The sequence below is a fragment of the Giesbergeria giesbergeri genome, assembly GCF_054779375.1.
In genome coordinates, this window is the sequence record NZ_BAAGYJ010000006.1 from 19,189 (window position 1) to 31,970 (window position 12,782).

A 12,782-nucleotide genomic window follows, 5' to 3' on the forward strand; every position below is an offset into this window, starting at 1 on the left:
TAGCGTGCGTGCCACCCACACCCGACAGACTGGGGTGCCATTGCGCCGCCCCAGCTACCTATTCCCCATCTTTTTGATCTTTGCAGGATTCCCCCATGAAACGCGAAAACCTCGGCCGCGCGCAGGACGTTACGGCTACCCAGCCCATCAGCCTGGATGTACTCAAGGAAAAATACCTCAAGGCCGGGGAGACCAGCGCCGAAGATTTGTTTCGCCGTGTCGCCCGTTCCTTAGCCAGTGTGGAAAAGGCCGAGCTGCGTGAACAATACGAAGCCTTGTTCCTGGCCAACTTGCACGCTGGTGCCATTGGTGCAGGGCGCATCATGAGTGCGGCGGGCACCGACATCCAGGCCACCTTGATCAATTGCTTTGTGCAGCCTGTGGGCGATTGCATCCAAGGTATGGACGATGAGGGCTTTCCGGGCATCTATGAAGCCCTGCGTGAAGCTGCCGAAACCATGCGCCGGGGGGGTGGCGTGGGCTACGACTTCTCCCGCATCCGCCCACGTGGTGCGGAGGTCAAGGGCACCGCCTCGATGGCGTCTGGCCCATGCAGCTATATCAATGTGTTTGACCAGTCTTGCTCCACAGTAGAAAGCGCGGGCGCACGTCGGGGGGCGCAAATGGGCGTGTTGCGCATTGACCATCCCGATGTGCTCGATTTCATCACTGCCAAGCGTACGCCAGGACGCTGGAACAACTTTAATGTCTCGGTCGGCGTCAGTGATGCTTTTATCGATGCTGTGCAAAATGACCAATCCTGGGAGTTGGTGCACAAAGCATCTCCCGGTGCTACCGTGTTGGCTGAAGGTGCCTACCAGCGCGAAGATGGCCTGTGGGTTTATCAAACCGTGCAGGCCCGCGATTTGTGGGACACCATCATGAAGTCGGCTTACGATTTTGCCGAACCGGGCATTCTGTTTTTAGACCACATCAATACCGACAACAACCTGCACTATTGCGAAGCCATTGCCGCCACCAATCCGTGCGGCGAGCAGCCGTTGCCGTCTTACGGCTGTTGTGACCTCGGCCCTATCATCCTGACCCATTTTGTGCGCAGCCCCTTCGGCTTTGATGGGGCCCCGAGCTTTGATTTTGACGCCTTTGAGAAGTCGGTAGCTCTGCAAGTGCGGGCGCTAGACAATGTGCTGGACGTGACTTTTTGGCCCCTGCCACAGCAGCGTGACGAGGCCCACGCCAAGCGCCGCATTGGTGTGGGTTTTACGGGTATGGGCAACACGCTGGCTATGCTATGCCTGCGCTACGACGCCCCCGAAGGCCGTGCAATGGCCGCCCAGATTGCCGAGCGCATGCGCAACGCTGCCTATGCCGCCTCGGTGGCGTTGGCGCGCGAGAAAGGGGCGTTTCCCCAGTTTGATGCAGAGGGCTATTTGGCTCCCGGTACGTTTGCCAGCCGCCTGCCCGCCGCGCTGCAAAAAGACATCCGCAAACACGGCATTCGCAACAGCCATTTGTTGTCGATTGCGCCCACTGGCACGGTGAGTTTGGCGTTTGCTGACAACGCCTCCAATGGCATTGAGCCGCCGTTCTCTTGGATGTACAAACGCAAAAAGCGTGAGGCCGATGGCAGCACCTTGGAATATGCCGTAGAAGACCATGCTTGGCGCTTGTACCGTGAGTTGGGTGGCGATGTGAACAAGCTCCCCGAGTATTTTGTCTCGGCGCTGGAGATGTCTGCGGGCGATCACATTGCCATGATGGAAGCGGTGCAACCCTTTGTCGATACCGCCATTTCCAAAACAGTCAACATTCCGGCCGACTATCCCTATGAGGATTTCAAAGGCCTGTACCTACAAGCTTGGCGCGCCCGTTTGAAGGGGCTGGCTACCTACCGCCCCAACAACATCTTGGGTTCGGTGCTAGAGGTACACAGCACCACTGCGCCCGCTACCAGTGGCGCCGCTGCCGCTGTGACTGAAACCAATGCAGTACCGATTGACCCCATGCGCACCGTCATTGAAAGCCGCCCCAAGGGCGCATTGTCGGCGGTGGCAGAAAAGGTCGAATACTGGACGCAGGAAGGTAAAAAACGCCTTTATTTGGTGGTGTCGTTCTTGCCAGTATCCAATGCTGAGGGCACCGGCACCGTGGATCGCGCCATTGAGTTCTTCATGCCGGTAGGCCAGAGCAGCGAATCGCAGCAATGGATGACTTCCAGCATGCGTCTGCTTTCGTTGGCTGCGCGTGGGGGCTTTTTGGAACGCGCTTTGAGCGATATGCGCAAGGTGGTGTGGGACCGTGGCCCAGTACGCCTAGGCACGCACCAGAAGGCCGATGGCACCCAAGTGCCCATGTGGCACGACTCCGAAGTGGCCGCTGTAGCCTACGCTATCCAAAACATTCTGGCCCGCCGCGCCAAATTGCGCCAGCAGGGGGCTGCTACTCTGCCCCAGGCCGAGCCAGCCACCTTGGCACCGGCTGCGCCCCCAGTCATGGCGGGTAAAAAATGCGGTGAGTGTGGTGCCCATGCGGTCATTCGCAAGGATGGCTGCGACTACTGCACCCAATGCGGTCACTTGGGCACCTGCGGTTAAGACACGCATACAAAGAAACCAGCGCAAGGCTGGTTTCTTTGTAAATCCCGGTCTGTGGCAGGTCGGGCTAGTGGGCGTGTTTAGGCCAGCAGTGCATTCACACGCTTGACATAAGCGGCGGGATCATCGGGCAAACCGCCCTCGGCCAGCAAGGCCTGATCAAACAGAATGTGCGCCAGATCGTGGAAGTGCACGCTGCCATCGAGCTTTTTCACCAGTGCATGCTCAGGGTTGACTTCTAGCACGGGTTTGGTGTCTGGTGCTTTTTGGCCTGCCTGTTTGAGCATCCGTGCCAGTTGGGTGCTCATGCCATCATCTTGCACCACCAAGCAGGCTGGGGAATCGACCAAACGGGTGGTCACGCGCACATCTTCGGCCTTGTCTTTCAGGGCTTCTTTGAGTTTAGCCAGCATGGGCTTGAAGGCTTCGGCGGCTTCTTCCGCCGCTTTTTTCTCGGTTTCGTCTTGCAACTTGCCCAGATCGACCGCGCCCTTGGCTACGCTTTGCAAGGGGGTGCCGTCAAACTCTTGCAGGTAGTTCAGCGCCCATTCATCCACACGGTCGGTCATCAGGAGCACTTCGATGCCCTTTTTCTTGAACACTTCCAACTGCGGGCTGTTTTTGGCCGCGGCCAAGTTGTCGGCAGTGATGTAGTAGATGGCATCTTGGCCTTCCTTCATGCGGGCCTTGTAGTCAGCCAGTGAAACGCTGGTGCTGTCACTGCTGGTGGAGGCAAAGCGCAGCAGCTTGGCAATGCGTTCTTTGTTGCCAAAGTCTTCACCCAAGCCTTCTTTGAGCACAGCCCCAAACTCGGCGTAGAACTTGCTGTACTTGCCTTCTTTGGCTTTGTCGTCTGCATCCACCACATCGGTCACACCATCGGTGCCTTCAGCGGCTTCGTGTTTGTCGTGTTTGGCCAAATCTTCCAGCATAGACAGCACGCGCTTGGTGCTGCCTTCGCGGATAGCACGCACATCGCGGCTTTCTTGCAGCAGTTCGCGGCTCACGTTCAGTGGCAGATCGGCCGAATCAATCACCCCCTTCACAAAACGCAGATAGGTAGGCAACAGAGCTTCTGCCTCGTCCATGATAAAGACACGTTTCACATACAGTTTGACCCCCGCTTTTTTGTCGCGGTTCCAAAGGTCAAACGGGGCTTTGGCCGGAATGTAGAGCAGTTGCGTGTATTCGGTGTTGCCCTCAACCCGGTTGTGGCTCCAAGTGAGTGGGGCTTCAAAATCGTGGCTGATGGCCTTGTAGAAATCGGCGTATTGCTCCTCAGTGACCTCTTTTTTCGGCCGTGTCCACAAGGCGCTGGCCTTGTTCACGGTTTCCCAGTCGCCGGTCTTGACCATGCCACCAGGTTGGTCGTTTTCGCCTTCTTTCCATTCCTCCTTTTCCATCAGGATGGGCAGGCTGATATGGTCGGAGTATTTGTTGACGATGGACTTGATTTTCCAGGCATTCAGGTACTCTTCGGCATCGGCACGCAGATGCAAAATTACACTGGTACCCCGCTGGGTGCGGGTGATGGTCTCGACTTCAAAGTCGCCAGTGCCACCACTGATCCAGCGTACGCCCTCTTCCGGGGCCAGTCCGGCACGGCGCGACTCGACCGTGATCTTGTCCGCCACGATAAAGCCCGAGTAAAACCCAACGCCAAACTGGCCGATGAGCTGGCCTTGTTCTTTAGCATCGGCTTTTTTGTCCGCTTCTAGGCGGTTCATAAAGTCGCGTGTGCCGCTCTTGGCAATCGTGCCCAGGTGGTCGATGGCTTCTTGCGCACTCATGCCAATGCCGTTGTCAGTGATGGTGAGCGTTTTGGCTTCTTTGTCAAAACTCACGCGCACTTCCAGCTGGGGAGCGTCTTCGTACAGCGCATTGTTGTTCAGTGCTTCAAAACGCAGTTTGTCGCAAGCATCGGAGGCATTGGAGACCAGCTCACGCAGAAAGATTTCCTGGTTCGAATACAGTGAATGGGTGACCAGATGCAGCAGCTGGGCTACTTCAGCCTGAAAGTGCATAGTTTGTTTGCTCATAGGTTCTCTCCAGAAGACCAGTGTGTAAAAATGGCACAGATACAAAAGCGCCTTGCTAACAGGTGTTGGCGGGCGGCTGTGGCAGGCGCGCAGTTATGGGCATTGAGTGCAGTTTCAAGCCAGCCGATAGGAAGAAATTTGCGGCACAGCCTTGCTGTGTGGCCTCCGTTGCCCATTGTGTTGGGGGCATTGCGCAGGCAATTGCGTCGATACACGCTATAAGGACGTAGACTTGCTGCATTCAGCCACCATGCAGCCAATCATCCAACCCCTTGGTGCATCGGTGGTGTGTACATATAGGTCTGGCCTCGCTACGGGCCTTCGCAGCACAATACTCCCATGACCCTGACTGAACTCAAATACATCGTTGCGGTTGCGCGCGAAAAGCACTTCGGTAAAGCCGCAGATGCCTGTTACGTTTCCCAGCCTACGCTGTCGGTGGCTGTCAAAAAGCTCGAGGAAGAGCTGGACGTCAAGCTGTTCGAGCGCAGCGTGGGTGAGGTGGCGGTGACGCAGTTGGGCGAAGAAATCGTGCGTCAAGCGCAGAGCGTGCTAGAACAGGCAGCCGCCATCAAAGAAATTGCCAAGCGTGGCAAAGACCCCTTGGCAGGGGCTTTGACAATGGGTGTGATCTACACCATTGGCCCTTACCTCTTGCCCGAACTGGTGCGCCGCTCCATTGAGCGCACGCCACAGATGCCATTGCTATTGCAAGAGAACTTTACCGTGCGCTTGCTGGAGATGCTGCGCACGGGTGAGATCGATTGCGCTATTTTGGCCGAGCCGTTCCCCGACACGGGCTTGGCGATGGCACCGCTCTACGATGAGCCTTTTATGGCGGCGGTGCCCAGCACCCATCCACTGGCCACCCAAAAGAGCGTCAGTGCCGATGACCTGCGCAACGAAACCATGCTTTTGTTGGGGGCCGGTCATTGTTTCCGTGACCATGTGTTGGAAGTATGCCCTGAGTTTGCCCGCTTCTCCAGCAATGCGGAAGGCATTCGTAAATCGTTCGAAGGCTCTTCTCTCGAAACCATCAAACACATGGTGGCCGCTGGCATGGGCGTGACGTTGGTGCCCCGGATGTCGGTGCCCCGTGATGCCCTGATCAACACCGTGCGCCGGCGCAAAAGTGACGAGACCTATATCCGTTACTTGCCCATGCAAGAGGTGGACGGTAGCGCACCGCCCATGCGTCGCGTGGTGCTGGTGTGGCGGCGCAGCTTTACCCGCTATGAGGCCATTGCCGCCTTGCGCAATGCCATCTATGCCTGTGAGCTGCCTGGCGTGCAGAGGTTGTCCTAATCGGCTTTCTGGGCCAAAACGCCACAAAGGCGCTGGCTGCGCTACATTGGAAGCCTACCTTTTTTCAGGAGAAGCATCATGGCTAAGAGTCCCAAAACCACCGCCCCCGCTATCCATATTGGTATTAGCGACAAAGACCGTGCTGCCATTGCCCAGGGGTTGTCGCACTTGCTGGCCGATACCTATACGCTCTACCTGACCACGCACAATTTCCATTGGAACGTCACTGGCCCCATGTTCAATACCCTGCACACCATGTTCATGGCGCAGTACACCGAACTGTGGAATGCGGTGGATCCAATTGCCGAACGCATCCGCGCCCTAGGCCATCCGGCTCCCGGCTCTTACGCCGAATTTGGTAAGTTGGCCAGTGTGCCCGACGTGCCCACCAAGCCCCCCAAGGCGCTCGAAATGGTGCGCATTTTGGTGGAAGGCCACGAGGCGGTGGCTCGCACAGCGCGAGCCTTGTTTCCTGTGGTCGACAAGGCCAGTGACGAGCCCACCGCCGATTTGCTTACCCAGCGCCTGACGGTGCATGAGCAGACGGCTTGGATGCTGCGCTCTTTGTTGGAAGACTGAGATGGGTCGCCGCCCCAGCACGGTGCCTGCCACCGCAGCACCCACCGAAATCGAGATCAAACTGGCCCTGCCCGGTGCCGATCCGCAGGTGGTGGCTTCCGCTTTGGCAGCCAGTCCAGTGCTGGCGCGGCGCAAAGCCCAGCGCCAGACGGTATTTAGCCAGTATTTTGACACCCCTGATCAGGCGCTGCGTTGTCAGCGCACTGCTTTGCGTCTGCGCCGTTTGGGTAGCCCAGAGCAGCCACAGTGGCGTCAAACGCTCAAAACTGCCGGCCAAGGCGATTCTGCTTTCAGCGTGCGTGGTGAGTGGGAAATGGCTGTGCCTGGCCCGGCGCTGGTGCTGGAGTTACTGCAACATTCTCCCTGGCCGCAAATGGATGTTGATGGTACGCTGTCGGCTGCCTTGCAGCCTTGTTTTGTTACTGAATTTGAGCGCACCACTTGGGTCGTGCGCCAGCGTGACGGTAGCCAAATAGAGGTAGCCTTAGACATAGGCACCATCACGGCAGCCGGTCGCAGTGAGCCCTTGTGCGAGTTGGAGCTAGAGTTGCTCGCTGGGCCGCCCTCGGCGCTTTTTGCCTTGGCCAGCCGTATCGCTCGCACCGTTGCGGTGTTGCCCTTGGCTGCCAGCAAGGCCGAGCGGGGATTTGCGTTGCAGCAGTCGGCCATTGCGGCTCCTGTCCAGGCCCGGCCACCGCAACTTGTGGGGGCAGACACCTTGCGTGCCATCGCCCGGCGTGTATTGGGGGAGGCGTTTGCCCAGTTCACAGCCAATTTGTACCTGCTACAGCACAACGAAGCTCCAGAAATAGTTCACCAGGCACGGGTTGGTTGGCGTCGTTTTCGCAGCGTGTGGCGCATGTTGCGTCCGCTGCTGCCGGGCGTGGCCTTGCCGCCCTTGCAGGCATTGCAGCCCCTTTGGGACAGTCTGGGAGCTCTGCGTGATTTGGATGTGGCACGTACCCAGACCCTGCCCCCCTTGGCACAAGCTTACGCTGCTCAGCATCTGCATGGTGCTACAGACAGCCTCTCCAAGGAGTGGCAGCATCTGCAAGAGGTGTTCACACAGGTGGCTAGCCAAGAGCGGGCTGCTGTGCGCGCCGCATTGGTGCAGCCATCGGTGGGGGCCGCTCTGTTGGCTTTGTCCCATTGGCTCGAAACTTTGGATGGGCCGCTGATGGTCGGTGTGCTTTCACCCTCCGCCAAAGCCCAAGAGCGGGGCATCAAAATTCTGCGCCGCCGAGCGGTTCGGTGGTCTAAACGCTTAGATCAGGCTCTACGAGACTGTGAGCACGATCACACCCCTCAGGGCATAGAGCGTCAGCACCAAGTGCGTATTTGGGCCAAGCGTTTGCGCTATAGCGTTCAGGCTCTGGCGCCGGTGCTGCCCAAACGTTTGCAGCAGCAACACCGCGCCGCCCAACAATTGCAAGAGCGTTTGGGGGCGGCCCGTGATTTGTTGCAGGCGCGTCATCTGGTGGCGCGTTGGGGCGGCTCACCCTTGTGGCAGGCCTTCTTGCAAGGTGTGGCCGCTGCCCAAGCACTCAACAGCCCGCAGTCCTGACGCTGGTGAGGCGGAGATAATTCGCCTGCGCCGATGCAGGTGCCACCCGTGCCTTCTATCCGTCAATCACACCATTGGCTGTGGCGTGCGTGCGTTGCGTGCGGCAGTGTGCATTTCTGATTTTTCTCTGTTTGATTTCTGTTTCGCATGTCCACTGTGAGTCGTAGCCGCCTGTCTCTTTATCTCGATTTGATCCGTTGGGACAGGCCCGCAGGATGGCTGGTTTTGATCTGGCCCACGCTCAGCGCCCTGTGGTTGGCCGCTGGAGGGTTTCCTGGCTGGCATTTGTTGGTCGTCTTTGTGTTGGGCACCATTTTGATGCGCAGTGCTGGCTGCTGTATCAATGACGTCGCCGACCGTCACTTTGACCGCCATGTCAAGCGCACAGCCCAACGCCCTATCACTTCTGGTCAAGTGTCGGTGCAGGAGGCCATTGCAGTCGGTGTTGTGTTGAGCTTGCTGGCGTTGGCGCTGGTGTTGACCACCAATGTCGTTGCAGTCGCTTGGTCAGTGCCGGCTTTGTTGGTCACGGTACTCTACCCCTTTACCAAGCGTTTTCTGGCTATGCCACAGGCGGTATTGGGCATTGCCTTCAATTTTGGTATCGTGATCGCCTTTGCTGCGGTGCAAGGCACCGTACCGTGGTGGGCTTGGCTGTTGTGGTTGGGCAATTTGTTCTGGGTGCTCGCTTATGACACCGAGTACGCCATGGTAGACCGCGATGATGACCTGAAGATTGGTATCAAGACTTCAGCCATCACCTTGGGCCGGTTCGACGTGGTGGCTATCGTCGTGTTCTACCTGTTCTTCCTTGGCTTATGGCGGGTTGCTGTGGCACCCTTGGCCTTAGGAGGACTGTTTGAGATAGCAATGGCAGTTGCTTTGGCCCAGGTAGTTTGGCATTGGAAGCTGATCCACCACCGAACACGCGAAGGCTGCTTCCATGCTTTTCGCGTCAACCATTGGTTGGGGTTTACGGTCTTTCTGGGTATCGTGGCCAGCTATATCGTGCGCCATTGAAGCGGGAGGCAGCGGCTGCCAGTGCCAGTTCTGCACTGAGCAGGTTGCCCCCCTGACCTCTCAGGCACCACAAGCATCGCCCAGTTCTTGGGCGCGTGTTTGGGCTGCACGTAAAGCGGCAATGAAGTGCCGATCCAGCTCAGCGCCACGCATGGTTTCTAGCGCCGCATAGGTGGTGCCACCCTTGGACGTGACCCGTTCCCGCAAGGCTGCGGGGGATTCGTGCGAGCGTTTGGCCAATTCGGAGGCACCGGCAAAAGTGGCAATAGCCAGTTGCTCCGACTGTGCAGCACTCAGACCCATGTCCACGCCAGCCTGCACCATCGCTTCCAGAAAATAGAACACATACGCTGGGCCAGAGCCTGACAAAGCAGTCACTGCATCCAACTGCGCCTCTGCTTCTACCCACAGATGTGCGCCTGTCGAGGCCATGATTTGCTCCACCAACAGCCGCTCTGTCTCACTGACGGATGGTCGGGCATACAACCCGCTGATGCCCTGTCCAATCAAGGCCGGCGTATTGGGCATGGCCCGCACGACCCGCTCACTACCCAGCCAATGGGCAATGCTGCTGCTACGAATACCTGCGGCCACACTCAGATGCAAGGCATTGCGGGTATAGCTTTGGGTGTCCAAGGCGGCATCTTTGAAGTTTTGGGGCTTGATGGCCCAGACGACCACTTCAGCGCGTTCTAACTGGGGGCCAGCACCGGCGTGTGCCACCACACCAAACTGCTGTTGCAATGCGGTGCGGGCTTGTTCCCAAGGCTCTACTACTTCGATCTGGCCCAGAGGCAGCCCTTGGTGGATCAGTCCTCCCAGAATGGCACTGGCCATATTGCCTCCACCAATGAAGGCGATCTGTGGAAAACGGGTTGCAGTAGTTGTTGACATGCGGGGAGTCTCCATCGTCAAGTAAAGATTGGCATGGTAGCGGCTTGCGATGCATCGCCGGTTGTCTTTTTGCTGCGACAAATGGATCTAAGCATTGACACCCCAACATTTTTTTGAAACAATCGCGGGCTTCGCTGTCAAAAAGCGAAGTTTCTGCCCCACAAGAAGCGTTGCAAATGGTTTGCGTCGCTGACGACGGGCCCAAGACTGACTGGCTGGTTGGCAGCGCTTGAGAGTTTCTCTGGGGCTGTTGATCTTGTTGGTGCAAGTTGGGAATATTGAAATGATCCAAACAGAAACCCGGTTAGACGTTGCCGACAATACCGGCGCCAAGTCCGTCCTGTGCATCAAGGTGCTGGGCGGATCCAAGCGTCGCTATGCCAGTGTTGGCGACATCATCAAGGTGAGCATCAAGGAAGCCGCTCCACGTGGCCGCGTCAAAAAAGGCGAGGTTTACAGCGCAGTGGTTGTCCGTACAGCCAAGGGCATCCGCCGTGGCGATGGCTCGCTCGTCAAATTCGATGGCAACGCAGCAGTGTTGCTCAATTCCAAGCTGGAGCCCATCGGCACCCGCATCTTTGGGCCCGTGACGCGTGAACTGCGTACCGAACGCTTCATGAAGATCGTGTCTCTGGCTCCCGAAGTTCTCTAAGGACGGCGCGATGAACAAGATTCGCAAGGGCGACGAAGTCGTCGTACTCACAGGACGCGACAAAGGCAAGCGCGGCACCGTAACGCTGCGCGCTGATGATTCCCACCTGGTGGTCGAAGGCATCAACCTGGTCAAGAAGCATGTCAAGCCCAACCCCATGAAGGGTTCGACTGGCGGTATCGTCGATAAGGCGATGCCCATTCACCAGTCCAACGTGGCCATTTTCAATGCTGCCACTGGCAAGGCCGATCGCGTCGGTATCAAGGTGCAGGCTGACGGCACACGTACTCGTGTGTTCAAGTCCAACGGCGCCGAAATCAAGACGGCCTAAGGGGTAAAACATGGCACGACTCCAAAAAATCTACCGCGAAAAGCTCGCTCCCGAACCGATGAAGCAGTTCGGCTACACCTCGCCTATGCAGGTGCCGCGTCTGACCAAGATCACGCTCAACATGGGTGTGAGCGAGGCCGTCGCTGACAAGAAAGTCATGGACAACGCCGTGGCTGATCTGACCAAGATTGCTGGCCAAAAGCCTGTCGTCACCAAGGCCAAAAAAGCTATCGCCGGTTTCAAGATCCGCGAAGGCCAGGCCATCGGTTGCATGGTCACCCTGCGTGGCGTGCAGATGTACGAATTCTTGGACCGCTTTGTGACCGTGGCACTGCCCCGCGTGCGTGACTTCCGGGGTATCTCCGGTCGTGCGTTCGATGGCCGTGGCAACTACAACATCGGCGTCAAAGAACAAATCATCTTCCCTGAAATTGAGTACGACAAGGTCGATGCCCTGCGCGGTCTCAATATCAGCATCACCACAACGGCCAAAACCGACGAAGAGTGCAAAGCACTGCTGACCGGTTTCCGTTTCCCCTTCAAGAACTGAGGCGGCGTATGGCAAAACAAGCTTTGATCCAGCGCGAACTCAAGCGCGAAAAACTGGTGGCCAAGTACGCCACCAAATACGCCGAACTCAAGGCCATCGCCTCTGACGCCAAGCGCAGCGATGAAGAGCGTGATGCAGCCCGTTTGGGTCTGCAAAAGCTCCCACGCAACGCCAACCCCACGCGCCAGCGTAACCGTTGCGAAATCACCGGTCGCCCCCGTGGTACTTTCCGTCAATTCGGCTTGGCCCGTGCCAAGATCCGCGAACTGGCTTTTGCAGGCGACATCCCCGGTGTCACCAAGGCCAGCTGGTAAGCAGGCAGGAGAGATACAACATGAGCATGAGTGATCCCATCGCTGACTTGCTGACCCGCATCCGCAATGCCCAAATGGTTTCCAAAGCCACCGTGAGCGTGCCTTCTTCCAAAGTGAAGATCGCCATCACCCAAGTGCTGAAGGACGAGGGCTACATTGACGGTTTCGAGGTCAAGACCGAAGCCGGCAAATCCGAACTCCAAATCGCCCTCAAGTACTACGCTGGCCGTCCGGTCATCGAGCGTATCGAGCGTGTGAGCCGCCCCGGCCTGCGCGTGTACAAGGGCCGCGATGCCATCCCCCAGGTCATGAATGGCCTCGGCGTGGCCATTGTCACCACCCCCAAGGGCGTGATGACCGACCGCAAGGCGCGTGCTACCGGTGTCGGTGGTGAAGTGCTTTGCTACGTGGCTTAAGCCGTGACATTGAGGAGAAACTGAAATGTCCCGTGTAGCAAAATCGCCGGTCGTCATCCCCGCAGGCGTGGATGTGTCGATCAAAGACGACCAGATCAGCGTCAAGGGCGCTGGCGGTACCTTGGCCCTGACCCAGAATGTTCTGGTCAAGGTCACCAATGCCGATGGCAAGCTCTCGTTTGAGCCCATCAACCCATCCCGTGAAGCCGATGCCATGAGCGGCACCTTCCGCCAGTTGGTGAACAACATGGTGATCGGTGTTAGCAAGGGCTTCGAAAAGAAGCTGACTTTGATTGGTGTGGGTTACAAAGCCCAAGCCAGCGGCAACAAGCTGAACTTGGCGGTGGGTTATTCTCACCCTGTCAATTTTGATATGCCAGAAGGCATCACAGTGGCTACGCCTACCGCGACCGAAATCCTGATCAAGGGTGCCGATCGTCAGCGCGTGGGTCAAATTGCTGCTGAGATCCGTGCTGTTCGTCCACCCGAGCCTTACAAGGGCAAGGGCATCCGTTATGCGGACGAAACCGTCACGATCAAAGAGACCAAGAAGAAATAAGGAG

At 57.6% G+C, this 12,782-nt stretch carries 13 protein-coding genes; 11 read left to right on the plus strand and 2 right to left on the minus strand.

Going from position 1 to position 12,782, the window contains the following annotated elements:
* The first annotated feature begins 95 nt into the window (after positions 1–95).
* Entirely contained in the window at positions 96–2,555 is a 2,460-nt protein-coding gene (locus ACYVB2_RS10925) for an adenosylcobalamin-dependent ribonucleoside-diphosphate reductase (RefSeq protein WP_382432839.1), read from the plus strand.
* An 80-nt stretch (positions 2,556–2,635) separates the two neighbouring features.
* Here the strand turns inward: ACYVB2_RS10925 and htpG are convergent, their stop codons facing one another.
* The gene (gene htpG, locus ACYVB2_RS10930) at positions 2,636–4,594 is read right to left on the minus strand and encodes a molecular chaperone HtpG (RefSeq protein WP_382432841.1); all 1,959 of its coding nucleotides are present in this window, start codon (positions 4,592–4,594) and stop codon (positions 2,636–2,638) included.
* 339 nt (positions 4,595–4,933) lie between these two features.
* On the opposite strand from htpG, the gene ACYVB2_RS10935 reads away from it, so the two are divergent.
* The 4 genes from ACYVB2_RS10935 to ubiA all read left to right on the plus strand — a co-directional run bounded on the left by ACYVB2_RS10935 (position 4,934) and on the right by ubiA (position 9,062).
* Entirely contained in the window at positions 4,934–5,899 is a 966-nt protein-coding gene (locus ACYVB2_RS10935; RefSeq protein WP_382432843.1) for a LysR substrate-binding domain-containing protein, read from the plus strand.
* Positions 5,900–5,977: 78 nt separating this feature from the next.
* Positions 5,978–6,478 carry a Dps family protein gene (locus ACYVB2_RS10940; protein WP_382432845.1) on the plus strand — a complete coding sequence of 167 codons (501 nt, stop codon included), beginning with the start codon at positions 5,978–5,980 and terminating at the stop codon, positions 6,476–6,478.
* 1 nt (position 6,479) lies between these two features.
* Positions 6,480–8,042, plus strand: coding sequence for a CYTH and CHAD domain-containing protein (locus ACYVB2_RS10945; RefSeq protein WP_382432847.1), 1,563 nt, complete (start codon positions 6,480–6,482; stop codon positions 8,040–8,042).
* Positions 8,043–8,189: 147 nt separating this feature from the next.
* On the plus strand, positions 8,190–9,062 hold the full coding sequence (gene ubiA / locus ACYVB2_RS10950; protein WP_382432849.1) for a 4-hydroxybenzoate octaprenyltransferase: 873 nt from the start codon (positions 8,190–8,192) through the stop codon (positions 9,060–9,062).
* Positions 9,063–9,122: 60 nt separating this feature from the next.
* On the opposite strand, the gene proC is transcribed toward ubiA, so the two are convergent.
* Complete coding sequence (gene proC / locus ACYVB2_RS10955) at positions 9,123–9,956, minus strand: pyrroline-5-carboxylate reductase (protein WP_382432851.1); 834 nt, start codon at positions 9,954–9,956, stop codon at positions 9,123–9,125.
* Positions 9,957–10,239: 283 nt separating this feature from the next.
* Here proC and rplN point away from each other — a divergent pair, with 283 nt between their 5' ends.
* Genes rplN through rplF form a run of 6 tightly spaced genes read left to right on the plus strand, consistent with a single transcriptional unit; the run spans position 10,240 to position 12,778 of the window.
* Positions 10,240–10,608: a 50S ribosomal protein L14 gene (rplN, locus tag ACYVB2_RS10960; RefSeq protein WP_382432853.1), complete on the plus strand. Its 369-nt coding sequence runs from the start codon at positions 10,240–10,242 to the stop codon at positions 10,606–10,608.
* Between the two features lie 10 nt (positions 10,609–10,618).
* Positions 10,619–10,939 carry a 50S ribosomal protein L24 gene (gene rplX / locus ACYVB2_RS10965; protein WP_382432855.1) on the plus strand — a complete coding sequence of 107 codons (321 nt, stop codon included), beginning with the start codon at positions 10,619–10,621 and terminating at the stop codon, positions 10,937–10,939.
* A 10-nt stretch (positions 10,940–10,949) separates the two neighbouring features.
* On the plus strand, positions 10,950–11,489 hold the full coding sequence (rplE, locus tag ACYVB2_RS10970; RefSeq protein ID WP_460536552.1) for a 50S ribosomal protein L5: 540 nt from the start codon (positions 10,950–10,952) through the stop codon (positions 11,487–11,489).
* A gap of 8 nt (positions 11,490–11,497) precedes the next feature.
* Positions 11,498–11,803: a 30S ribosomal protein S14 gene (gene rpsN, locus ACYVB2_RS10975; protein ID WP_382432859.1), complete on the plus strand. Its 306-nt coding sequence runs from the start codon at positions 11,498–11,500 to the stop codon at positions 11,801–11,803.
* A 20-nt stretch (positions 11,804–11,823) separates the two neighbouring features.
* Entirely contained in the window at positions 11,824–12,219 is a 396-nt protein-coding gene (gene rpsH, locus ACYVB2_RS10980) for a 30S ribosomal protein S8 (RefSeq protein WP_300077652.1), read from the plus strand.
* A 25-nt stretch (positions 12,220–12,244) separates the two neighbouring features.
* Positions 12,245–12,778, plus strand: a complete 534-nt coding sequence (gene rplF / locus ACYVB2_RS10985; protein WP_382432862.1) for a 50S ribosomal protein L6 — start codon at positions 12,245–12,247, stop codon at positions 12,776–12,778.
* Positions 12,779–12,782 lie beyond the last annotated feature (4 nt).